This is a genomic window from Pseudovibrio sp. Ad37 (assembly GCF_001623075.1).
GTDB lineage: Bacteria > Pseudomonadota > Alphaproteobacteria > Rhizobiales > Stappiaceae > Pseudovibrio.
Genome location: NZ_LMCF01000092.1, coordinates 1 through 23894 on the forward strand (window position 1 = coordinate 1; position 23894 = coordinate 23894).

The 23894-nt window shown below is 51.4% G+C and carries 18 protein-coding genes; 7 read left to right on the forward strand and 11 right to left on the reverse strand.

Annotation, left to right across the window (positions count from 1 at the left end):
* Positions 1–72 precede the first annotated feature (72 nt).
* Both PsAD37_RS14800 and alr read left to right on the forward strand, forming a co-directional pair.
* The gene (locus PsAD37_RS14800; protein ID WP_275078327.1) at positions 73–597 is read left to right on the forward strand and encodes a TRAP transporter large permease subunit; all 525 of its coding nucleotides are present in this window, start codon (positions 73–75) and stop codon (positions 595–597) included.
* Between the two features lie 88 nt (positions 598–685).
* Positions 686–1828: an alanine racemase gene (alr, locus tag PsAD37_RS14805; protein WP_244272533.1), complete on the forward strand. Its 1143-nt coding sequence runs from the start codon at positions 686–688 to the stop codon at positions 1826–1828.
* A 76-nt stretch (positions 1829–1904) separates the two neighbouring features.
* On the opposite strand, the gene ctlX is transcribed toward alr, so the two are convergent.
* Entirely contained in the window at positions 1905–2828 is a 924-nt protein-coding gene (ctlX, locus tag PsAD37_RS14810) for a citrulline utilization hydrolase CtlX (protein WP_063296812.1), read from the reverse strand.
* Positions 2825–3895 (reverse strand): ornithine cyclodeaminase, encoded by a 1071-nt coding sequence (locus PsAD37_RS14815; protein WP_063296813.1) that lies wholly within the window; start codon positions 3893–3895, stop codon positions 2825–2827. The genes ctlX and PsAD37_RS14815 overlap by 4 nt, the downstream gene beginning before the upstream one ends.
* A 148-nt stretch (positions 3896–4043) precedes the next feature.
* On the opposite strand from PsAD37_RS14815, the gene PsAD37_RS14820 reads away from it, so the two are divergent.
* The gene (locus PsAD37_RS14820) at positions 4044–4490 is read left to right on the forward strand and encodes an Lrp/AsnC family transcriptional regulator (RefSeq protein WP_057465180.1); all 447 of its coding nucleotides are present in this window, start codon (positions 4044–4046) and stop codon (positions 4488–4490) included.
* Positions 4491–4518: 28 nt separating this feature from the next.
* Here PsAD37_RS14820 and PsAD37_RS14825 read toward each other — a convergent pair whose 3' ends face one another.
* From PsAD37_RS14825 to PsAD37_RS14860, 8 genes are all read right to left on the reverse strand, one after another.
* Complete coding sequence (locus PsAD37_RS14825; RefSeq protein ID WP_208991892.1) at positions 4519–5139, reverse strand: 2OG-Fe(II) oxygenase; 621 nt, start codon at positions 5137–5139, stop codon at positions 4519–4521.
* Between the two features lie 280 nt (positions 5140–5419).
* Positions 5420–6412, reverse strand: a complete 993-nt coding sequence (locus tag PsAD37_RS14830) for a hypothetical protein (RefSeq protein WP_063296814.1) — start codon at positions 6410–6412, stop codon at positions 5420–5422.
* Between the two features lie 161 nt (positions 6413–6573).
* Positions 6574–8547, reverse strand: coding sequence for a hypothetical protein (locus PsAD37_RS14835; protein ID WP_063296815.1), 1974 nt, complete (start codon positions 8545–8547; stop codon positions 6574–6576).
* A gap of 25 nt (positions 8548–8572) precedes the next feature.
* On the reverse strand, positions 8573–9037 hold the full coding sequence (locus tag PsAD37_RS14840; RefSeq protein ID WP_063296816.1) for a type III secretion system chaperone: 465 nt from the start codon (positions 9035–9037) through the stop codon (positions 8573–8575).
* 265 nt (positions 9038–9302) lie between these two features.
* Positions 9303–11297, reverse strand: coding sequence for a BCCT family transporter (locus PsAD37_RS14845; RefSeq protein WP_063296817.1), 1995 nt, complete (start codon positions 11295–11297; stop codon positions 9303–9305).
* A 414-nt stretch (positions 11298–11711) separates the two neighbouring features.
* On the reverse strand, positions 11712–13097 hold the full coding sequence (locus PsAD37_RS14850; RefSeq protein ID WP_063296818.1) for an aldehyde dehydrogenase family protein: 1386 nt from the start codon (positions 13095–13097) through the stop codon (positions 11712–11714).
* Positions 13094–14755, reverse strand: coding sequence for an acetolactate synthase large subunit (locus tag PsAD37_RS14855; RefSeq protein WP_063296819.1), 1662 nt, complete (start codon positions 14753–14755; stop codon positions 13094–13096). Before PsAD37_RS14855 ends, PsAD37_RS14850 begins: the two co-directional genes overlap by 4 nt.
* Before the next feature lie 158 nt (positions 14756–14913).
* Positions 14914–15192: a hypothetical protein gene (locus PsAD37_RS14860; RefSeq protein WP_063296820.1), complete on the reverse strand. Its 279-nt coding sequence runs from the start codon at positions 15190–15192 to the stop codon at positions 14914–14916.
* A gap of 375 nt (positions 15193–15567) precedes the next feature.
* Between PsAD37_RS14860 and PsAD37_RS14865 the strand changes: the two genes are divergently transcribed.
* From PsAD37_RS14865 to PsAD37_RS14880, 4 genes are read left to right on the forward strand one after another with little or no spacing between them, the layout of a single operon-like run.
* Positions 15568–16476 (forward strand): ABC transporter substrate-binding protein, encoded by a 909-nt coding sequence (locus PsAD37_RS14865; protein WP_063296821.1) that lies wholly within the window; start codon positions 15568–15570, stop codon positions 16474–16476.
* 11 nt (positions 16477–16487) lie between these two features.
* A complete protein-coding gene (locus PsAD37_RS14870) occupies positions 16488–17657 on the forward strand; it encodes an ABC transporter permease (protein ID WP_063296822.1) in 1170 nt (389 codons plus the stop codon).
* A complete protein-coding gene (locus PsAD37_RS14875) occupies positions 17654–18598 on the forward strand; it encodes an ABC transporter ATP-binding protein (RefSeq protein ID WP_063296823.1) in 945 nt (314 codons plus the stop codon). The genes PsAD37_RS14870 and PsAD37_RS14875 overlap by 4 nt, the downstream gene beginning before the upstream one ends.
* On the forward strand, positions 18585–19322 hold the full coding sequence (locus PsAD37_RS14880; protein WP_063296824.1) for an ABC transporter permease: 738 nt from the start codon (positions 18585–18587) through the stop codon (positions 19320–19322). The genes PsAD37_RS14875 and PsAD37_RS14880 overlap by 14 nt, the downstream gene beginning before the upstream one ends.
* 265 nt (positions 19323–19587) lie before the next feature.
* Here the strand turns inward: PsAD37_RS14880 and PsAD37_RS14885 are convergent, their stop codons facing one another.
* A complete protein-coding gene (locus tag PsAD37_RS14885; protein ID WP_063296825.1) occupies positions 19588–23259 on the reverse strand; it encodes a vitamin B12-dependent ribonucleotide reductase in 3672 nt (1223 codons plus the stop codon).
* Positions 23260–23894: the final 635 nt, after the last annotated feature.

Sequence of the window (23894 nt, forward strand, 5' to 3'; positions counted from 1 at the left end):
GCCCCATCAGAACTTCAACCTGCCGTAACTTCACAACAATATCTTCAGGTTTGGGGCGCTTGATAGCCATCTATGGTCCTCCGGTTTCCTAACTATAGGCGTGGACCACTTCAAAGGGGGAGGCTCAGCACAACCATCGGCGTTGTCATGATGATGGTGCTTATGGTGCTCATTGTCAGTCAGTTTCTGGTGTTTGAGAACATTCCGGCAATGGCAAAGGATCTGATTTATTCAGTTTCTGACAATCCGATCATCATCTTGCTTATGGTCAATCTGGTCATGATCCTCATTGGCATGCTCATGGATGATATTTCCGGCGTGCTGTTGTCCGCACCGCTTTTGCTGCCAATCGTGCAAAGTGTTGGCATGGAGCCAGTTCATTTCGCAGCGGTGCTTGGCGTCAATCTGGGCATGGCAAACATCACGCCGCCAACAGCACCACTGCTTTACCTTGGAGCGCGCGTGACGGACGCCCCGGTCAACAAGATGATGAAGCCGACACTGATAATGATCGCGTTCGCTTGGCTACCAACACTGGTAATCACAACCTTTATTCCGCAGGTTGCTCTATGGTTGCCAGAACTGGTGTTCGGCTGATCAGAGTTTAGCCTCAGCTCACTCTAATGAACTGAGGCAACTCACCAATATTACTTTCACATCGGCATATATGAAGATGGCAACACCAATGTATTCCTCTTGGTGCGAGATTTCGTGCACCCAAATTGAAGCGAATTTAAAGATTGCGCTCGGGCTCTTACCCGACAAAACCAAGTTTTGTGCAGTTGTTAAAGCGGACGCCTACGGACATGGTATTGCAAACGTAATGCCTATCATCCAACGCAACAATGTTCGTTATATTGGCATCACGTCCAACGCAGAGGCACAGGCTGTTCGTGACACGGGTTACAAAGGTGATTTGCTCCGGTTGCGGGCAACAACTCGTGATGAAGCAGAAGCTGCTTTGCCTCTTCAGGTCCAGGAGCAAGTGGGCAGTCTGGAGGGGGCATTGGAACTTGCGAGTGTCCAAAGAAACAACAGTGCACCTGCAAATTACCATCTCTCACTAAATGCGGGGGGAATGTCGCGGGATGGCTTGGAGCTTTCCTCCTCAAAAGGCAAAGAGGTTTGCAAACGCATTGTCGACGTTTTGGGGTCGCACATCATTGGCGTGAGTACCCATTTTCCCTCAAATCTGCCTGAGGATCTTGAGACGAGCATCGCACGGTTTCATAAGGACGTGGATTGGGTTGTCGCCAACACCTCATTGCAACGTGAAAACTTGCTGGTGCATGCCGGTAGCACACTGACACTTGTCTCACGATGTAACCCTTACTCAGACATGATGCGCTGTGGAGCGGTGTTATACGGAATTGTAAATCCAGAGCTTGGCTTCAAAACCACCATGACATTAAAGGCAAGAGTCATAAGTCTTGGAGAATTCCCTGCTGGCAGCACGATTGGTTATGACCGTGCGACGGTGCTGAATGAAGACAAGCGGCTTGCGACAGTATCATTGGGATACGCCAATGGATATCTGCGGCGCTTTGCTGGGCTAAGCAGCGTCCTCATTCAGGGCAGAAAGCAACCGGTTCTGGGGAAAATTTCCATGAACACCATCGTTGTGGATGTCACAGATCTGACTGGTGTTGCATTGGGAGAGGAAGTGGTCTTGTTTGGCCGCCAGCAATTCGCTGAAATCACAACCCAAATGGCGGAGGCGTCCTCAGGAACCATCATGGCTGATCTCTATACAGATTGGGGTCAACGCAATCCGCGCGTCGAAAAACACACTCAGGACGTCCCGAAGGAAGAAACGTTGCTCATCTGACTTCAGATAATCTCTGCAACTGATATAAATACGCCCGCCGGAACTTCTCTGGCGGGCGTATCTCGTTTCGCTGGAATTAGTTGCGCGGTGACAGGTGAAGACCTGCAATTGTGCAGCGTACAGAACCACCAGCCAGCTCAAGCGTTGGGATAGCAAGCGGCACCAGTGTCGCAGAAGCAGAGATCCTGTCGCGTTGCTCTTCAGTCAGAATATCGTAGGCAGTTTGCGAAAGTGCGAGCAGGGGGCCATTCTTGCCCATCAACTCTATTGCATTCCCGGCAAAACCTGAGATCTGAGCATTACTCAGCTCAATCACGTCACGACCTGTCGCCTCAAGGCGTGCCACAACTTCTGACCGTCGCGCCGTATCCGTGATCATATCTGTACCGATCAGCGCAAAGTTGGTCCCAACGCACATCAGCACGTTGGTGTGGTAGATCGACGTGCCTTTGTCATCTTCAGCAGCGAACACCATTGGCTCAAAGTTGAAGTGCGTGCAAAAACGCTCCAGTGCAATTGGATTGGTTCTGTCGCTTTCCACCGCATAGGCAACACGATCAATGTGATCGAGCACCATCGCGCCGGTTCCTTCAAGATAAAGCCCATCCTGCTCAAGGCCGGAGTAGTCGATGACATCTTGAACACGATAGTCGGACTTCAGCATTTCAAGGATGTCGTGACGACGCTCCAAACGTCGGTTTTCCGCTTTCATCGGGAAAATCGCAACGTGCCCACCAGCATGCGTAGAGAACCAGTTGTTTGGGAACACACAATCGGGAAGGCCCGGAGTGTCACCTTCAAAAACATGAACGCGTACACCATGAGATTCAAGCTGCTCCACCATTGCGGTATGCTCATCATACGCTTGTTTGGCATGCTTTGAATCTGTTGTGACCTCAGCCTGAAATGCGTTATCAGCTGCTGTCTCTGCATTCACTGAGAAGTGGTGCGGGCGAACCATGACGACGGCGCCAGGCGCCTGAACGGATGTGCGGTTCATGCAGCGTCTCCGCTTTCCGGTTCTGCGCGCATCACCATGCCGAACAGGTCACGTGGGTCATCAGGATCAGCCAGCATATCAAGGTCATGGTACAAACCAGTGCCCTTAAGCTGGTCACGTACGTAGCGAAGTGCGGAGAAGTCCTCAGTTGCAAAGCCGACACCGTCAAACAAGGTGATCTGACGCTCGTCCTTACGGCCCTCAGCCTGACCCGTAATAACTTTCCAGATCTCAGTGACCGGGAAATCCTCAGGCATCTGCTGAATTTCGCCTTCAATGCGTGTCTGAGGTGGGTACTCAACGAAGACATCAGAGCGGGTCAGAATGCCACTGGCAAGTTCTGTTTTGCCCGGGCAATCGCCACCAATCGCGTTGATATGCACGCCAGTGCCAACCATATTGTCGGAGAGCACGGTGGCATTTTGCTTGTCAGCAGTACACGTTGTGATGATCTGCGCGCCCAAAGCTGCTTCTTCTGCGCTTTTGCATGCCTGCAAGGTCAGGCCACGACCTTCCAGATTACGCATGAGTTTCTCTGTTGCTTTAGGATCTACATCATAAAGCCGCAGTGTGTTGATCCCGCAGATTTCCTTCATCGCCAGAGCTTGGAATTCTGACTGAGCCCCATTGCCGATCATCGCCATGGTATGGGCGCCTTTAGGAGAAAGATACTTTGCCACCACTGCAGAGGTCGCCGCTGTACGCAGGGCGGTCAACACGGTCATTTCAGTCACAAGGACCGGATAACCGGTATAAACATCTGCCAGAAGGCCAAATGCAGTAACGGTCTGCAGGCCTTCCTTGGTGTTCTTTGGGTGTCCGTTGACGTACTTGAAGCCGTATGTCTCACCATCGGAGGTCGGCATCAGCTCAATAACACCTTCTTTGGAGTGGGAGGCCACCCGGGGTGTCTTATCAAACAACTCCCACCGGCGAAAATCTTCTTCCACATAGTCAGCGATGCCAGAGAGCATGGTCTCAATGCCAATGCGATGGACCAGCTTCATCATATTGTCGACACTGACAAATGGAACAAACGCGAGTTCTGACGGGGCAGGGGCTGACATGAGCTTTCCTCAAGTAATTACAGTTTCCCTAGTATTAACTGTACAAATTGCAAAAAACATATCAATATTGCTAAATATGAGAGATAGTTTTTGACAGATTGCTAGGCAAATTTTATATTATTGCTAAACTTATTGGTTGAGAGCACTTATGAAGCAAAACCATACAGCGAAACATATTTATGATGAGCTCGACAGGCAATTAATCAGCCTTCTGCGTTTGGATGGCCGTGCTCCAGTCTCCAAACTCTCACAGATTATGGGCGTGTCACGCGCAACTGTACAAACACGCATGGACCGCTTGCTGGAAACAGGGGCTCTGCTTGGTTTTACGGCACGAGTGCGAGAAGATTATGACAGCGGCGAAATCAGAGCTGTCATGATGATCGAAGTGATGGGACGAAACACCACCCAGGTCATCCGCAAACTGCGTGGTCTGCCTGAACTACAAGTCCTCCACACCACAAGCGGCAAATGGGATCTGGTCACAGACATCCGCGTCGAAAACCTCTCAGAGTTCGACCGCGTCCTGCGCGAAGTCCGCCTGATCGAAGGCGTCATGAACAGCGAAACAAGCATCTTGCTGTCCAGCGTTTGACTGCAAACAATTTGTCTTGTTTTCTTGCCTAATTGATCCGCAACAAGCGTTTAAGCATAGTTTGGAAGCCGCCGCGTTTCTCTTTCCGTGCTAATTCCTCTTCAGAGATGAGAAACGTTACTTGCACCACATAGCGTTCGCCTTTGAACGAAGGATGGCCGTGCCAGCTTGTTTCTGAACGTTTGAATGCAAACACGTTCCCAGCAAGCGGAGAGACTTCCTCCGCATAATCGCCCATATCGGTGTCTCCATTGAGCGCACGAATGGCACCTCCGGCGGCGTCATCCCAGTCTTCATTGAGATAGATGAGCATGGTGCAGATCTTGGATTTGGAATCGTTGTGAATACGGCCATCACCGTGTTTGGACAAACGTCGGACTGTGATCATTCGGGGCTTGTCCATTAGATCCAAACTGAGTTTTTCCGAAAGAATTTCAGCCAGTTCAGGTTTATAAAGATCATCTACAAGTTGCTTGAATGCACCAGTCGATTCAAGTTTAGATAAGGGAAGATACCCAGTCTGTTTGATGTCAGGATAATCACGACGAACATCAGCAGCTTGCTTTTGGGTCAGTACATTTCTCCCCACCAGATACTGGAAAGGAGTTATACGAGTATTGGAGTCTCTGAGAGCATCGAAATTGATCATTTTCCAACTTCCCTGACGCAGCAAAAAACAAGTGGTAGCTGTAGCACAGGTTAGAAAAGCCAGAAATTCTCAGTTCTGAGTGCAGAAAATTTGAGACTGTAATTTAAATGGTAAAGGATCAAATCGACCAGAGAGATCGCTTATGTTGATTAGGCTGTAAAATAATAGTTCACTATCAAAAAGTCTATTCTACGCGCCTAATTTCTGAGATCTAGAGAACAAGTGCATAGGGAAATGCCATTTGAAAGAAATCCTCCAATCAAATGGCATTGCAGTCTTTTTACAGATGCCACTCAGCAAGACCGATGCGTTCTGAGCTGTCTATTCGCAACGTGATAGGTTGGCTATCTTTGTCGTGCATGAGTACCGTATCCGCCCCCACACATTCGGTGAGCATGATTACGATGTTTCCTCGTGACAAACTGTCTGTGTGAATGGTTCCACCCGGAAGCATAATTGCTTTGCCATCCGGAACTTTAATATTGGCCAGCGCAAATTGGTCGTCTTTGATCTGTTTACCCACGGTAATAACGATCTCGTCCTGATCTGACGAAGCCATAAAGATATGAGGGAACTCATGTCTTTCGACGAAAAAACCATTGGCTTCTTCGAGAGAGTATTGGTGGTTAGCTGGTGTAATTTGGTATTCAACGACGTTGAGATCACATTTGTCGAACTTCACTGGAACGGTTTCGCCTTTATCAAAGACTTTCACGCCAAAGGCTTGCGTTACATCTTCGAATGCAGGCGATAACTCCGTTACCATCGGAATTTCCAGTAAAACATCTGTGCAGGAAAGACGTCCAGATGCTCCAAACACGTTTCCAGGCGCGGCGATGCTGACTGTGTTTGCATCATGCCATGTCCCTTCGATAACAGAAAAGGCGCTATCTGGGAGCGAAGACAATGATGTTTTCGTCTCCAAGATACTCTGGTGAGTGCCCGCGACCGTTTGTGAAGGAGAAGCTGGAGTAATGTGTGGGGCACTTCGATTAATAACCACATCACTCCCCGGAGGGATGATGCTATGAAGAGCATTGGTCGTGACAGCAACTTTATGGTTGACCACACGGTGTATCGATACAGCCTTTAAAGAGCTCTCTACTTTCTGACTTGGGAGTTCTGCATTGTACTTGACCGTAATTCCAACATCATTCAGGCGCCGTTCCTGATAATCTGGCAGCTTTATGCTCTTATCGGAAGAGCTTGAGCACACTGTATTCTGTAGGTTTTCTTGTACCTGCGGTGTTGATGTGGCAAGTGTGACTGGCATTCTGGTTTCCTCTCAGAACTTGCAGGACTGATGAGCCTTTCGCTCACGAAAGGTGCTCATCCTCGTCCTGACTTAATTGAAATGAACATGCTGCGTTGTGCGGTCACGTCTGCACCAAACAGACGATGAACGAGCAATCAGCGGTTTGATGAACTCAGGCCTTACTCAGAAAGCCCCTGCAACTCAGTTTCAAACTGGGCGCGTTCTTCCGGCGTGAAACCGCGTAAGTGGTTGCCATCTGTGCGTTGCGCGATTACGCTGGCGACGAACTCATTGGCTTTGTCCGCAGGGATGTCCGGATAGTTTTGAGCCACATAAAGGGCAACGGTCTGCTGATCTTCGTTGAAGTTGATGCCACCCGGTGTCGTGATCTGCTGTGGTTTAAAGCTTTCAGTCTGGGCCGCAATGTTCAGCTGTGCTCCACCAATCAGGCGTGGGTCTGCAACGGTTGCGGGCTGTGTGCGACTCAAGCCTTGCGCCAGCAGGTCTGACACGCGGATTGGTTTAGCCGCGCCACCTAGATCGTTTGCCGCTTTGCTCCGTAAATCAAAGGTATACAGCAGCTCATTAACGTTACTCAGAGATTGCTCAGCATCGTTTGCTTTGAGTGCGCTTAACAGTGCTGCCTTCTGATCCTCATATTCGCCCAGTTTTTTCAAACCAGAATCTTGCTTCAGAAGTTGCTCAAATGGCTTTGCATCCAACAGAGCCGGAAAATGTTCTGTGGCCAAAGAGCGGAACTCAGGATTGTTCTCAAGGACAGTTTTGAGCTGCGAGCTGTAATCTGCATCAAGATAATTGTGTTGGATCCCACGGCTGGACTGCATCGCAGCAGCGCCGACCACTTCCAGACCTTCAGTCTTGGTCGTACCTGTAACTTCCAGGCCCACCACGTGCTGCCAGGCCCCACCGGAAGAGAGGTCACTGAAACGCTGGTTGACGTCGTAGACTGGTTGCAATTGAGAGGCCAGTTCTCTTTCAAGGAGCGGGACTTTCTTAGCCGCCCCTTCAACCACTTCGGTTCTGCTGATTCCGCCACCACGCTGACCGACTGCATAGACCAGGTAATCTGCTTCAAAGTCTCCACCATCTGTGCTGATGGTCAAGGGGCGATTTTCACCCGCAGAGACTTTGTTGATCTGCTGATAACGGAATACAGTGCCACCATCAGAACGGTCATTACCTGCTTCCTGTGCCGTAAAGGTGGCCTCAATACCAACAGAGCGCACATCCCATGTCAGTGCCACGCCAGGCTTTTGATGGGGCTGCATCATCCAGAAGATGTTTTCCTTATCAACACCGCGTGTTGAAAGCTCCATAATCGCATCTGTGCCCGCATTCGGACCCATAACAGCCACAACACGTCCGGTCAGGTCTCGTGTGCCTGCTTCGTTACGCTGGAACTGATCCAGATCCAGACAGTTTGCAGCATTGGGGTGACCAGATTTTCTAAAATCAGCAACTTCCGGTGGGACGTGGTGGTACTCGTAGTCTGAGCGTTCAATGCCGGCGCCTGTAGCAAGGACGACCTTCTTGGCCAGAAGCGGCTCGCTATCTGCATCAGTCTGCACCTTAAAAAGACCAGTCTCGCTGTCTCGGCTGATCTGGCGGACTTCGGCATCAAGGATGTTCCCACCAGAGACCTGATCGATGCGTTGCGCATTGAGCTGAGACCATTCCTGTCTGTCAACCGGGTCCAGACTGGAGGATGCAATTGGTTCATCGCCAGGGTTCACAAGCTGTTGTGCCTGGTTGATGCACTGAGTGTAATGGCCTTTCTCATAGCCTCGTGCACCGGCCCATGGATCATTTTTGCCAACCACAAGCACGTTGTTCTTTGTGCTGTCCGCAACAATAGAGCAATCACACCGTTTCAGGCTGGTGAGGTAGGCTGCTGCCGATGTGCCTCGCCCGACACAAATCAGATCATATAGTGATTTATCAGCACCAGCGTTTCCTTGCGTCGTTGCGAGTTGATCTTTAACAGAAGACTGGGTTTCAACCGCTTTTTGTTGGTGGGATTGCAGCGCAGGGTGGGTAGTGCTCGACGCTGGACTGCTTGTTGTGTCAGCCTGTGGTGGGATGTTGGCAGGAGCAATTGTTGGTGTCGCAGAAGTCACTTGCGGGATGGTCATGGGGGAAGCCCTCGTTCTTATGAGATCAGATTTTTAGAGAGTTTTGGGGAATTTCTGTAGCGAGCTCCTGTGTGAGGAGAACGCCAGCTTTCAAAAGCTCCCTCCAACCCTGCGCGCGTTCTGCAAACTCAGAAAGGGCAGCAAAAAGGTCGTGGCGAGCCAACCCATTCATCGGAATATCCCAGAGGAGGGTGATGGTCTTATCTGTATCTGCCAACATTGCAAACCGCAGGCTGCCGGTGCCCGCCCAAGACTGATTGACCTTTAAAAAGTACTCCAGCAGATCAACCCGGTTTTCTTCTGGTAAAATACCCAACTCCGCACTGATAGCGAGGGCATGCCGGTCTTCTTCCAGCGTCGCAATCACGTCCAAACCTGAAGTGAACTGAAACAGCCAACTGTCTCTTGCCGGATCCGCAAACACGGATGCATCAACGAATAAGTCACTCACTTCCGTGACGAGTTTCGATACTTCACTCGTATCAACCATAGTTTTCCGCCCTATGTCTTGCCGCCGTCCACGGCCTTGTGTCTGCGGAAAACATTAGAACAGGTTGCAATAGGTGATTGTGCCGATAGGCATAGCTCACAGAGGTGTGATGAAAATGTTTACCTATCGGAAGCTGAGTAATGAAGCAGCGTTACCAAAATGGTCTCAGCAGGGAAGATATTCGCTGGAGCCAAAGCTGCGAAGCCTACCAAGCATTTAAGAGAGACCGTCTTCGAACTTTTGGCTCGAAGACAGTCTCTTTAGATCAAAGCAATTCTGACTGCGACAAGTGCAGGTACTGCATGAAGCGTTCGTATTGTGTGACGACGTCCGCTATCAGCTGTTCTTCGGTGTAGCCGAGCACGTCGTACTCCTGACCGCCTTGGGCAAGGAACACCTCGACGCGGTAATAGTTGGTGCCTTCTTCTTCGGTCTCGTCTTCATTTTCATCTTCGTCGATGAGATGGCCGGGGCCGATGGCTAATGCTGTTGTGAAATAGCGTTTTCGCAAGCCGTAAACAAAGACGGTCTCTTCAGACTGTTCAATGGTCAAACGATAGTTCTTTGAGCCGGTCAACGTGGCGTTGAAACCGCGCTTTTCAAACTCAGCCTGTACTTTTTCCAAAGCGGGTTTGCCGACAGTGGCCATGAAGTGGCGTGCGTCTTTCAAAGTCGCGTTTTCAGTCAGAGTTCCGATGCGTTGCCGCCAATCCACTGTGCTCTTTGTGTATTGAACGGTGGTGTGGTGCATTTGCAGGTTTTTGGTGCGCAAAGCGTCATCTTGCAAGGCTTTGTAAAGGCCAAAGCACATGAGCAGCATAACAATGAGGAAGGGCAGCGCACTGGCAATTGTTGCAGTTTGCAATGCCCCAAGCCCACCTGCCGATAACAGCACAATTGCAACAGCCCCCTGTAGCACAGCCCAGAAAACGCGCTGCCAGACAGGTGAGTTGATGTCACCGCCGGAGGTTAAACTGTCAATGACCAAGGAACCGGAGTCGGAAGAGGTTACAAAGAAGACGACCACCAGCACAACGCCTAGCATGGAGAGCACTGATGAAAATGGCATGTATTCAAAAAATTTAAACAGAGCCAGAGACACGTCAGTCGAAACTGCTTCTGCAAGGTTATCAGCTCCGCCATGGAGGATCAGATCGATACCTGTGTTGCCAAAGATTGTGAACCAGATCAGACTGAACCCTGTCGGCACAAACAATAGTCCAACGAGAAACTCGCGAATGGACCGACCACGCGAAACACGTGCGATAAAAGTGCCCACAAAAGGTGACCACGAAATCCACCAGCCCCAATAGAGCAGCGTCCAACCTCCCAGCCAGTCATCTTTTCGGTCATAGGCGTAAAGGTTGAAGGTCTTATGGATCAGGTCGCCCATATAGGCACCAGCATTTTGCACAGCAGTTTGGAGCAGGGTGACGGTTGGTCCAACAATCAAGACCAGCAACATGATGCATACAGCCAAAATGAGGTTGGTTTCAGAAAGACGCTTCACCCCGCGATCAAGGCCGGAAAAAACCGAAGCCGTTGCCATGCTGGAGATAAGCACAATCAGAACAATCTGAGAGGTTGTCGATACTGGCACATCAAACAGGTAGTTCAGACCAGCATTCACCTGAAACGCACCGTAACCGAGTGAGGTAGAAACACCGAACAAAGTGCCCAATACCGCGAATGTATCAACTGCATGACCAATCGGGCCATAAATCTTCTCACCAATCAGCGGGTAAAGTGCAGACCGTGGCAACAAAGGCAGTTGGTGGCGATAAGTGAAATACGCCAGTGATAAAGCCACCACTCCATAGATTGCCCAGGCATGCAGGCCCCAGTGGAACATGGTGATCTTCATTGCCTCACGAGCAGCTTCGATGGTTTGCCCTTCCATGCCAGGGGGCGACATGAAGTGCATGATCGGCTCAGCGACCCCAAAGAAAACCAGTCCGATGCCCATACCCGCTGAAAACAGCATGGCGAACCAGCTTTTGTAAGCATAATCGGGCTCGGCATGGTCAGGACCCAGTTTGATATCGCCAAACCGGCTCACCATGATGAAAAGGATGAACAGCAGAAAAATCGCAACTGCCAGAATATAGAGCCAACCAGTATTAGTTTCGATCCAATCCTGAATGTTGCTGTAAAACCTCTGAGAGCCTTCTGGCCAGATAACTGCTGTAATCAGGAGCAGAAAAATCAGCGATATGGAGCTGATAAAAACAGGAGGATTAAACTTGTGCTTTATTCTCATCACGTGCTTCAACAAGCGCCGAAAAATGCAAAAAAAGGGCGCACGAGTGACGAGGACTGCATTTTTCAAAGCAAAGCTATCTCAGTTGTGTAGACGGCCTCTTAAAACAATGTGTCCAACTCAGGATGGTTCTAAGCAAAACAAATATATATGCTTCGAATGACCAAAGCTGGGGCCGAGCATTTACTCCTGCCGTCACCAAGAGGCAATAGCTTTTATGTCGCGCCTGAAAGTACGCATTCTTTTTTAATTTCAAAGGCTTGTAGATTTGAGTTAAGAGTGCTCGTGCTGTGCTGTAAAGCAGCGCTGTCAAATTCAGCGGTTTCGCCTGAGAGCCCAGTTCAAAACAGCATAAAACGAGATATCTGATCGCGAGTGGGCTTTGAAATGCTCAGTTCAACTCTGTAGGGAACATCAAAGCCGGATGACTGCCATTTTGTCTTGTGTCATGTCGTGCATGGTGTAGCCGATACCCCCGGTGTTGTAGCCAGACTGACGACGACCTGCAAAGGGCATCCAGTCCACACGGAAGGCGGTATGGTCGTTGACCATGACGGCAGTGGCATCGAGACGTTGGACGGCTTGGAAGGCTGTCTCTAAGCTTTGAGTGAAAACAGCGGCCTGGAACGCAAAGGGCAGGCTGTTTGCAGTCTCAATAGCCTGTGCAATACTATCAATGCTGTAGACGCAAATCACCGGACCAAAAATTTCCTGTTGTGAAACGCGGACATTGGCGGGCGGATTCAGCAACACGGTGGGCGCATAGGTTGTCGGGCCCAGGCGTTTTCCGCCTGCCAGCAACTCGGCACCTCCATCGATAGCCTCATTCACCCATTCCTCAACCCGGTCCACCTCACCAGGTCGGATCAGAGGACCGCAATCCGTTGTCGCATCAGTCGCATCACCCACTTTCAGCAGTTTGGCAGCCTCTGCCAGCTTTTGCGCGATCTCCTGCGCTTTAGAGGGAGGAGCAAATACACGCTGAACAGAAACACAGACCTGACCAGAGTGATAAAAGCCTCCCTTGATTAAAAGAGGGATCATGTCGTCGATATGGGCATCTTCGCTGACAATGACTGGCGCTGCTCCGCCATGTTCCAAAGCGCAGCGCGCACCTGGTGTCAGCTTTGAGCGAAGCATCCAGCCAACACGTGCAGAACCGATAAACGAGAAGAATCCAACCCGCTGATCAGTGATCATCTGCTCAGCCACTTCGTTATTACAAACAACTGCACGGCACCAATCCGCAGGCAATCCGGCTTCATGTAACATGCTTACAAAAGCTAAACAGGACAGTGGTGTATCGGGAGCTGGTTTGATGATAACCGGACAGCCGGTGGCCACCGCCGGTGCCACCTGATGGACAATCAGGTTGAGTGGGTGGTTGAAAGCGCTCGCTGCAACGACCACGCCGATCGGCTCGCGCTGGGTGAACGCGATGCGGCCTGATCCAGCCTCTGTCAAATCCATCGGAATTTCGCGGCCAGTCATTTGGCCAATCTCGTGCACGCAAAGTTCCACACCATCAATGGCACGCATAACTTCCACACGGGCATCAACCAATGGCTTACCACCTTCGTTGGCGATCTGGAACGCCAACTCGTCAAAACGAGCCTCCATGAGCTGAGCTGTTTTCTTCAGGATGGCAATTCGTTGAAAGGCAGGAAGCCACTCATCACACTGACGAAAGAGACTATGCGCAGTCTCCAGAAATGCATCGACCTGCTCCCATTCACTGGTCTCCACACTGCCTATGTATTTCAGGCTGTACGGGTTGACGACATCCAGTGTCTTGCTCATATCAGACACACCTTGGCTGCAAGCTCATCAATCAAGACCCGCTGATTTTCGCTGTAATCAACGGGAATATCAACCAGATGGACCCCGCCAGCGGTAAAGGCCGCTTCAAAGGTCGGTAGCAGGTCTTCTGTGCGGGTAATCCTGTGGCCAGTGGCACCGTAACTGTTCGCATACTCGACAAAGTTAGGGTTGCCAAACTGCAAGCCCCAGTCTTCAAACCCTGCATGAGCCTGCTTCCAGCGGATCATACCGTAAGAGCGATCATCCAAAACAGTAACCACCAAATTGAGCTTCAACCGAACAGCCGTTTCCAGCTCCTGACTGTTCATCATAAAACCGCCATCACCGCAGATCGCCATGACACGACGATCTGGATAAAGCTTGGCTGCCATCATAGCCGAAGGCAGGCCAGCACCCATTGTCGCCAATGCGTTGTCCAGAAGCACCGTATTGGGTTGATGAGCCTTGTAGTTGCGGGCGTACCAGATCTTGTAGATCCCGTTGTCGAGCGCAATAATATCGAAATCACCCATCACCCTGCGTGTATCAGCGACCACCCGTTGTGGGATAACCGGAAAACGCGAAACATCACCACCTTCAGAGGTGTGCAAGTCTGTCTCTTTTTTGATGCGCTGGAAATAACTGCGATCAAAGTCCAGCGGACCGCCCAGGATATCGCCGAGCCGCGCAACGGAGCGGGCAAGATCGCCAACCACCTCAACCTGAGGGAAGTACACCTGATCAACCTGCGCAGCCTTGTAGTTCATATGGATCACTTTGGTGCCGCCATGTTCCATTAGGAACGGTGGTTTTTCAACCACGTCATGACCCACGTTGATGATCAGATCAGCGCGTGCAATTGCGCAGTGCACGTAGTCTCCATCAGAGAGTGCAGCAGTACCAAGAAACAAGTCAGAGCGCTCATCAATAACGCCTTTACCCATCTGAGTGTTGAAAAACGGAATTTGGGTCTTTTCAGAAAAAGCACTGAGCACGGAATGAGCGTCCTTACGGTTCGCTCCAGCTCCTATCAACAGCAACGGCATTTTCGCACTGCGGATCATATCAGCTGCTTCATTCAGCACCGTATCGCCAGCCACTGCATAGTAACGGGGATGGGGGTGCAAGACAGCTTCATCCGTTTCTTCAATGGCGATATCTTCGGGCAGCTCCAACAAAACAGCACCGGGGCGCTCTTCTTCCGCCACGCGGAAAGCCTCACGGATCAGGGCAGGGATGGTGTTGCCATGGACAACCGCCTTGGACATCTTACAGATCGGCTCAAACAGACTGACAATGTCAATGATCTGAAATTGCCCTTGCTTGGACTTCTTGATCGGCTTTTGCCCGGTGATCATGATCAAAGGCATGCCGCCCAGAAAAGCGTAGGCCGCCGGGGTGGCTAAGTTGGTCGCGCCAGGGCCTAGCGTCGCCATGCAGACACCCGCTTTACCAGTCAAACGCCCATAAGTGGCAGCCATAAAGGCCGCACCTTGCTCATGTCGGTTCAACACCAGTTCAACTGTGGAGGTACGAAGGGATTCAAGAACGTCAAGGTTTTCCTCACCAGGAACAGCAAAGAGGTATTCAACACCTTCCGCTTCCAGTGCAGCTACAAGACGATCAGAAGCTTTCATCGGGGCATGAGAGTCAGGCATGGGGTCTCCTGTTCAGTCAACGCTTGGCTTTAGAACTTCAGATATTCCTTTGCTCTTTTGGGAAGAGCTGAGCGAGTAATCCGAATGGTCGAAAAACGGCCTGCAAACATCATCACGAACCGATATCTCATTGCAACTCATGCCTGACGTAGGTTTGATCAAAACTGCGTTGCAAGGCTCCAGATTACTCCAATGATCTCTAAAAGATCAGAAATAGGTAAAGACAGTATGCTCTCATTTAGAATTTCCAAACTTGCATGACAGAGGTACCAGCAATTGCTCATGCTTCTGACTTGTATCGCTTCCCTTGGTTTCAGGACTGCTTCTAAACAAGATGAATTCTTAACTTGCGCACTATAACGGCCAAAATTGAGTTCATTTAGTGGATTGACCTTTCCAAAAATAATGGCGTTAAAATCACTGTTGATCTCTGACATGCCAATTTCAACAAAAACTTGCAGCCAGAACTTCTCTGGGCATATCCTTGGGAATTAAAGGACGGAATGAACGCTGGATAAAGTTCTGTTTTGGGATCAGAGGCGGGTTGCGAGGGAACAGGCGGCGACCTATATGAGCGGTGCCTTCGGTACAACTCTGGATTACTTATGGTTTTTATAAGAGTGTTCGAAGCTGAGGGGGAAGTCGAGTGAGGGAAATTCTCAGACAGTATTCGACAGAGTTGGCGAAATCGATTCCGTGCTAAATGCGCAAGTTTAGGACAATAGCCCTTTTAGGGATGCCACATTCTTCTCATAATAGAAATTTCACAATGCAGTGCTGAAAAATAGAGAGCTTTGAGGAGCATACTTCGCATGACATTTAATCGAATTCTTGCTGCGATCGGCATGACCGGAGCCTTAACAGTTGCAGCTCATGCTGAAATTGTCGTTTCTTCCAAAATTGATACTGAAGGTGGTCTTCTCGGAAACGTTATTGCACTTGCGTTGGAAGATGCTGGCTTGCCAGTAGAACGCCGCCTGCAGCTTGGTGGCACTCAGGTGGTTCGCGAAGCGCAGCTTGCAGAGCAAATCGACATTTATCCTGAATATACTGGCAACGCAGCCTTCTTCCACAATGAGGCGGACAGCGAAGTCTGGAAAGACGCCAAAGCCGGGTACGCCCGTGCAGCTGAGCTGGATGTTGGAAAGAACGGCTTGGTATGGCTTCAGCCTGCGCCAGCCAACAACACCTGGGCCATCGCTGTAACAGGAGCATTGGCCTCCCAGAACAATCTTGCCACTATGTCTGACTTCGGCGCCTGGGTTGCAAACGGAGGTGATGTGAAACTGGCGGCCTCTACGGAGTTTGTTTCTTCTCCCGCGGTTCTTCCTGCAATGCAGGAAACCTATGGCTTTAAGCTGTCTCCAGACCAGACCGTTGTTCTTTCTGGCGGTGATACGGCCGCGACAATTCAGGCCGCTGCTCGTGGTACGTCTGGCGTCAATGCAGCTATGGCATACGGAACAGACGGTGGGGTAGCCGCAACAGGCCTTGTTGTTATGACCGATGATAAGGGCGTGCAGCCAGTCTACGAACCAGCTCCGGTTATTCGCGCCGCAGTATTAAAACAGTACCCGGAGGTTGCTACCGTTTTGAACCCGATATTTGCAGGGCTGGATTTGGCCACCTTACAGGAGCTTAACGGTCGCATCCAAGTTGGTGGCGAGCCAGCAGCCGCGGTTGCAAAAGACTATCTGACCAAGATTGGTGTTCTGGACTAACCACGCGAGTTATGCCTAACAGGATCAAATCAATCGTCTCCGGACCCGGTCTTTTCTTTACAGGCCTGGGTCTGGTTGCCTTATACGCACCTTTCATGACGCTTGCCGCCAATCGTATTGTCGCGGGTGAGGGCGTCCCTGTGTGGGACGTGGCCGGACCAGAAGCCGTCATTCCCGGCTTTGCTGGCTTGCTGGCTGGGCTCGCCCTTGGTTTGCCAGCGGCCTGGCAAGTTTTACGTTTAACAGGTGCAATGATCGGAATAGCCGCGTTGATTTGGCTGCTGATGGAAGGCAGCACCTCACTTCTTGAAGGAGCTGGAACTTATGCCAGAGTATCGCTAGGTAGTGGTTTCTGGTGTTTGCTTGCAATCCTGTTACTGCTAGCGGCTGACGCTCTGTCCTCTCTTTCCCCAGGCCCCAAAATGCGCGGCGCCTTGTTGGCTGTAGCGATTGTGGTATCAGCAATGGTCTTGTGGTCAGGAGTCTTGACCGATCTGTCAATCTTCAGAGAGTACGCCAGCAGACAAGATGCCTTCTTCAATGCGGCATGGCGGCACCTCGGCCTTGCTTTTGGCTCGCTTGTTGTGGCCGCAGCTATTGGTTTCCCTCTTGGTGTGTATTGCCACCGGAACAAAAGTTTGCGTAGCGCAGTCCTGCCTGTGCTCAGTTTTTTGCAAACAATCCCGTCACTTGCCATGTTCGGCATCATGATCCCGCTTCTTGCCTGGGTCAGTAGCGCGATCCCAGGCGCCAGGGAACTGGGTGTCGTCGGGATCGGCTTTTTGCCCGCATTTCTGGCACTGGTTATCTATTCCCTGTTGCCGGTGGTGGCAAACACTGTGGCCGGTTTGGAAGCCACTCCAATCGTGACACTAGATGCAGCACGCGGTATGGGAATGACCCGCCATCAACGCCTCATACAGATTCAATTGCCACTGGGGCTTCCGGTTATGCTGGCTGGGCTGCGGATTGTTCTGGTGCAGAATATTGGCCTTGCGGTAATCGCCGGATTGATTGGCGGTGGTGGTTTTGGAACCTTTGTCTTTCAGGGGCTCAATCAGACTGCAACAGATTTGATCCTGCTTGGAGCCCTGCCAACAGTCATTCTTGCTCTTATCTCAGCAATTACAATGGATATTCTGGTCGAATTGGCCCGCCCTAATAAGATGAGGCATGGATGATTGAGATCGACAACATAACCAAGGTTTACGACGGACGGCCTGCTGTCGATGCCGTATCTATGACGATTGAGAGCGCAACAATCACCGCAATCGTCGGCACATCCGGCTCTGGAAAAAGTACATTACTGCGTATGGTCAACCGGCTTGTCGAGCCCACGTCTGGTCAAGTTCGGATCAATGGTGAACCAACTGCAGGTTTGCCAAAAAACGCCCTGCGCCGCCGCATTGGGTATGCAATTCAGGGCCATGGTCTTTTCCCGCATCACACAGTTGCCAGAAACATCGGCGCCGTGCCGCGGCTACTCGGTTGGGACAAGGACAAGATCTATACGCGTGTGAATGAGCTGTTGGACCTATTCTCCATGCCGCCAGATGAGTTTCGCGATCGCTATCCTGCCGAACTCTCAGGCGGCCAGCAACAGCGGGTAGGCGTGGCACGAGCTTTGGCATCCCGGCCCGATCTGTTGCTCATGGATGAGCCCTTCGGGGCACTGGACCCCATCATTCGAACGCGCGCGCAGACAGACTTGCACCGGATTCAACGAACACTCGGCTCCACAATCCTTCTCGTCACGCATGATATGGAGGAAGCCATACAGCTTGGTGATCAGGTAGCGGTGATGGATCAGGGACAGTTGGTTCAGCACGGCACGCCTGCAGAGATCATCACCAACCCTGCCACAGAGTTTGTTGCAGAAATGGTTGGCGGTGTCGATCGGCCGCTTCGCCTGTTATCGCTGCTTTCCGTCTCCCAGATACTTGAAGAGGGAGCTGCAGAAGGGGAGCCAATCGACGAGGAAGCCAGCCTGCGAGAGGCTCTTTCTGTTTGCCTTTGGAGCGGGCGAAATGCTGTGCCTGTAGAACGCAACGGCAATCCTATTGGCCGTGTAACACTGGAAGCGATCCGCTCCAGAGCCGAGGGGATACATGAGCCGAGCTAATTTCCTAAGGGTTATCGTTGTTTCGCTGCTGCTCGCTCTTGTCCTTCGGCCTGAGTGGTTTGCACCCATGTTTGAACCCTTCACACCGCCCGGTGCCGCCGTGATCTACGATCGTACCTCGTTGTTGTCGCTTTCTCTGAGCCATCTGGGTATCGTTGCCTTAGCCTCAGTCGCCGCAATCGTTGTTGCGGTGTTACTGGCGATCCTCGTCACTCGCCCACAAGGGAAGGCATTTTTGCCGTTGTCACGAACCATTGCAAACATGGGACAGACGTTTCCACCTGTTGCCGTTCTGGCTTTGGCAGTACCGATGCTGGGTTTTGGAGCCGGACCAACGCTTGTTGCGCTGTTTTTGTACGGCATCTTGCCAATCTTCGAAAACACAATGACCGGTCTTTCAACCTTGCCACCTGCAACTATGGAAGCAGCCCGGGGAATAGGACTCAGCCGCCGGCAACGTTTGCTTCAAGTCGAGCTTCCACTGGCGCTTCCTTTGATCCTGACAGGTGTTCGTCTCTCTGTCGTAATTGCCATCGGCACAGCAACAATCGGCTCCACCGTCGCCGCCCACACGCTTGGCGAAGTCATCATCGCAGGCCTGCTGACCAACAACACCTCCTACGTCTTACAAGGCGGCCTCATAGTCGGCCTGTTCGCAGTCCTGATCTACGACGCACTGACCCAACTTGAAGCCAGCATCCGAAAACGCCTTGGTGTGAAATAACACCGAATAAGATGACCCTTACTTCGTGGCCTTACCGAAAAAATGAATATAGGCTCAGTTTAGAAGGCGACTTTTAGGCACGGGGAGCTTTTAATCAATGCTCAAGGGCGGTTTGCAGCAGGGCCAAAGTGGATTGTACCTCTTCGCAAAGATTGTGTTTCTTCAATTCATACGTTTTCGACATCTGACCTCAATACGCGTACAAACGAAAACAGGCCCCAAAGCAGAGCTTTGGGGCCTGTTTTTATAAGCTTTTGATCAGTAATCAGCTGCAGCCGCTGGTGGAGCCGCAGGTGTCGCATTTTAGGCAGGTGCCGTTGCGGACCATGGTGAAGTTGCCGCATTCCGCGCAGCTCTCACCCTCATACCCCTTCATGCGGGCCTGAGCGACCTGACTGGCGACAGATGGCTGTGCAGCTGCAGGTGTTGCTGTGCCAACGCTTGCTGTTGCCGTCGCTTCACCACCGCGCTGGAAGGCTGTTGCAATCGCATCAGACTGAGCTGTGATCGCACCGGCCAGCTGAACAGCTGGATCGCCACCTGGGACCAGACGGAACTTTTCGGTCTGACCGCGAACAAGGCCGTGAGAAACAATCGCAGGGCTGCTCTCTTCATCCTGTCCTTCAGCAGAAGAACGGGAGGTAGACGTCGCACTGTCCAATGCTTCCGGTGGCACGTGGGCCAGGTCGTTACGACCGAGATAAGACACGGCCAACTCACGGAAGATGTAGTCAAGAATGGACGTTGCATTCTTGATTGCGTCATTGCCCATCACCATGCCAGCAGGTTCAAATCGGGTGAACGTGAACGCGTCAACATATTCCTCAAGCGGAACGCCGTATTGCAGACCAAGAGAGATCGCAATCGCGAAGTTGTTCATCAATGAGCGGAAGGCAGCGCCTTCTTTGTGCATGTCGATGAAGATCTCACCGATACGGCCATCCTGATATTCACCGGTTGTCAGGTACACTTTGTGGCCGCCAACGGAAGCTTTCTGAGTGTAACCTTTGCGGCGGTTTGGCAATTTTTCACGGTTGCGAACAGTACGCTCGATGATCCGTTCAACAACACGCTCTGCAACAGCTTCAGCGCGAGCTGCCTGTGGCTGGGCAAGGATGTCATCAACAGTGTCTTCTGCATCATCGTCTTCATCTTCCAGCAGCTGAGCGTTCAGCGGCTGAGACAGCTTAGAGCCATCACGGTAAAGAGCGTTTGCTTTCAGACCCAGCTTCCAGGAGAGCATGTAAGCTTCTTTACAGTCCTCAACGCTGGCCGTGTTTGCCATGTTGATGGTCTTGGAAATAGCACCGGAGATAAACGGCTGCGCAGCGGCCATCATCTTGATGTGACTGTCAACAGACAGGAAGCGCTGACCGATACGGCCACACGGGTTCGCACAGTCAAACACTGAGTAATGCTCTTCTTTCAGGTGCGGTGCACCTTCTAAAGTCATCGCACCACACACATGGGTGTTAGCAGCTTCAATCTCTGCCTTACTGAAGCCCATGTGGCTCAGAAGGTCAAAGTCCATATCTTCCAGCTGCTCAGCGGAAACGCCCAGCTTACCGGTCAGCAGCTCATCGCCGAGGGTCCAGCGGTTGAAGACGAACTTGATGTCGAATGCAGACCCAAGTGCTCCAGCCAGTTTCTCAAGCGCAGCATCATCAAAGCCTTTGGCCTTCAGGCTGGCACTGTTGATCGCAGGGGACTGAGAAATAGAACCATGACCAACCGCATAAGCTTCGATCTCGGCAATCTCAGCTTCTGAGTAACCAAGCGTACGCAGGGCTTCAGGAACAGCGCGATTGATGATCTTGAAGTAACCGCCACCCGCGAGTTTCTTGAACTTCACCAGCGCAAAGTCAGGCTCAATACCGGTTGTGTCACAATCCATAACCAGACCAATGGTGCCGGTTGGTGCAATTACAGTGGTCTGAGCGTTGCGGTAACCGTGTGCCTCTCCAAGCTCCAGAGCTTTATCCCATGCAAGACGGGCACGCTCAACAAGCTCAGCTTGTGGGCAGTTGGAAGCATCCAGAGGAACGGGCAGGGTGCTGAGGTTCTCATAATCCTTGCTCTCACTGTGCGCAGCACGGCGATGGTTGCGGATCACGCGCAGCATGTCCTTGGCGTTTTCCTCATAGCGAGGGAAAGAACCAAGCTCACCAGCCATTTCAGCAGATGTAGCGTAACAAACACCGGTCATGATCGCGGTGATCGCCCCACAAAGCGCACGGCCTTCGTCACTGTCATAAGCAATACCGGAGATCATCAGCAGGCCGCCAATGTTGGCATAGCCCAGACCAGTTGTACGGTACTCGTAAGACAACTTTGCAATCTGCTTGGATGGGAACTGCGCCATCATGACGGAGATCTCAAGCACGATCTGCCAGAGGCGGGTTGCATGCTCAAACTTGTCAAAGTCGAACTGCTGGTCTTCCTTGCGGAACTGCAGCAGGTTCAAAGAAGCCAGGTTACACGCGGTATCATCCAGGAACATGTACTCAGAACATGGGTTGGATGCGCGGATCTCGCCGCCCTGCGGGCAGGTGTGCCATTCATTGATGGTGGTGTGGTACTGAAGGCCCGGATCAGCAGACGCCCAGGCCGCGTAACCAATCTGTTCCCAAAGCTCAGCTGCTTTGATGGTCTTCTGGGTGCCACCGTCAATACGGCCAATCAGATCCCAGTCTCCATCTGCAGCGACAGCTTTCAGGAAGCCGTCAGTTACACGAACAGAGTTGTTGGAGTTCTGACCGGAAACAGTCAGATAAGCTTCAGAATCCCAGTCAGTGTTGTAGATCGGGAATTCAATGGTCTTGTAGCCTTGCCGTGCAAACTGAACCACACGCTGAATGTAGTTATCAGGAACCATTGCCTTCTTGGCAGCACGCATTTCGCGCTTGAGGGCAGGGTTCTTTTTAGGATCAAAGCAATCGTCGCCGCTGCCTTCGCAGTTGACGCAAGCTTTCATCACAGCCTGAAGATGCTTCTGACACACTTTGGAACCGGTTACGATGGCCGCAACTTTCTGTTCCTCGTGCACCTTCCAGGTCACAAATTCTTCGATATCCGGATGGTCGATATCAACCACAACCATCTTAGCTGCACGGCGTGTTGTGCCGCCGGACTTGATTGCACCAGCTGCACGGTCACCAATCTTCAGGAAGCTCATGAGGCCGGAGGACTTGCCGCCGCCTGCCAGACGCTCACCGCTTGCACGCAGCGAGGAGAAGTTAGTGCCGGTGCCAGAGCCGTATTTGAACAGACGTGCTTCACGAACCCACAGGTCCATGATGCCGTTTTCATTCACCAGATCATCGTCAACAGACTGAATGAAGCAAGCGTGCGGCTGCGGATGCTCATAAGCAGTCGCAGAGCGGGTCAGCTCGCCAGTTTCAAAGTCTACGTAATGGTGACCCTGGCTTGGGCCATCAATGCCATACGCCCAGTGCAGGCCGGTGTTGAACCACTGCGGGGAGTTCGGAGCAACCTTCTGGGTCGCGAGCATGTATCGCAGTTCGTCATAAAACGCCTGCGCATCAGCTTCGCTGTCGAAGTATCCGCCTTTCCAGCCCCAGTACGTCCATGTACCAGCCAGACGATCAAACACCTGACGGCTGTCGATCTCAGACCCAAAGCGCTTGTCTTTCGCCATCTTGGAAAGAGCTTTGTCGTCTGGAGCTTTGCGCCACAGCCAGGATGGAACGGTGTTTTCTTCTACCGCTTTCAGCTTGGCCGGAACGCCAGCTTTGCGGAAGTATTTCTGTGCCAGAATATCAGAGGCAACCTGAGAGAATTGCTTAGGAACCTGAATGTTCTCCAAGCGAAACACAACGGAACCGTCTGGGTTACGGATCTCGCTCGTTGCGTTGCAAAACTCAATATCTGCGTAGGGGGATTGTCCTTCCGCAGTATATCGCCGCTCAATTCTCATGTTTAGCCCCTTATCGCACCCGGTGACGGTCACCGCGGTACATCTCGGTTTTAAGAGCGCCGATAGCTAAGATTTTAACCAAAAGTCCGCCGCCGGTTTTGATTAATCCGCTATCTGGCATTTATCCTAGTAAACGCAGGTAAAGTGGCACGCAATTCGATGCTATCACAATATCTAGTGTGCTGATAATATATTAACACAATATTTAGGCTGCAATTGGCAAAAAAAGCGACCGCTGGAAGTGAATGTTAATCCAACTCCTAGCACTCGAAGCTACTTAAATGTGGTGAACTCCCAGCCGAGGCCGCACTATCCTGAACACGTCTTGATTTCGACCTCAAATTAGATTGAATCGGAAAGCATCGTCAAGCGCGATCTGTCCACTGGTTGTGTGCATAAGAGGGATCGAAACACCAAATATTGTAATCTGTGTGGATTGTGGGGAGACCCAGACCTGTTCCAAACCGGGCACAGGCAGCAGAACCCCGCCATTTCCGCAAAGCCAAGCGAAAATGCAAATTCAAGCTCATTTTTTCTGGGGGATATTTTTAGGAAAAATTATTCAGTGGATCAGAAAATTTCACGGGTAAAAAAGTCTGTGTACCCCGCGCAATTTTACGCAGTAGTTGTATGGA